Consider the following 823-nt stretch of genomic DNA (forward strand, 5'->3'; position numbering starts at 1 on the left):
GGGGAGCGTGCCCGCGTCCGCGGTGCCCGGAGGGGTGCCGGGCTTCGCGGTGGCGGGCGCGGGGGGCATGGGCGGCACGCCCGCGTCCGGGGCGGCGCGGGCGGCCGTTGGGAACACGAAGAGCGCGGCGCTGGTGAGCGCGGCGACGATGAGCGGGCGGGACGTCATTCCGTGGCGCCGAAGTTGAAGGCCGTGCCCAACTGCACGGTGGGCACGTTGACGATGCGCGACGCACCCGCGAAGACGGTGTTGTTCGTCACGTCCAGACGGAAGGACACGTTGCGGCTGGAGAACACGCGCAGGCCCAGGCCCAGGTTGATGGCGGGCCGGAAGCCGTCGCTGCGCTCCACCTTCACCACCGTGCCGCCACCCAGGAGGAAGACCTCGAAGTGGATGACGTTGGTGTTGAGGAAGGACGTCTTGCCGTACAGCGGGCTCCACATCAGGTCGGAGCCCACCATCCACTGCACCTGATCCTCGAAGGCGGTGTTGGTGGGGGACACGTCGAAGTCGCGCTCCAACTGGCGGCGCAGGCTGGTCTGCACGTTGTAGCTGTACGTGCCGCGGCCCACCTGCCACGCGAAGCTGTCACTGAAGTGGTACGTGTAGCCGACGGTGCCGATGAGCCCCTTGTAGTAGGCGTCCGCGGGCAGCACGCCCACGCCGAGCGTCAGCTCGTGGTGCATGCGGTAGAGGCGGTCCTGCACCGCGGAGACGGTGCCGGGGTTCTCGAGTTCCTCGGCCTGGGCGCGCGCGAGGCCGGGCACCAGGCACAGGAGGGTGAGCAGGATGAATCGCACGGGGGATGTTTCCTGTCGGGGGG

At 69.7% G+C, this 823-nt stretch carries 1 protein-coding gene; it reads right to left on the reverse strand.

Annotated features, from left to right (window positions below):
* Positions 1–164: 164 nt before the first annotated feature.
* Positions 165–823: outer membrane beta-barrel domain-containing protein (locus D7Y13_RS41860; RefSeq protein ID WP_244222477.1), on the reverse strand; the 659-nt coding region annotated here is incomplete at its 5' end.

The sequence above is a fragment of the Corallococcus praedator genome (genome assembly GCF_003612125.1).
Taxonomy (GTDB): domain Bacteria; phylum Myxococcota; class Myxococcia; order Myxococcales; family Myxococcaceae; genus Corallococcus; species Corallococcus praedator.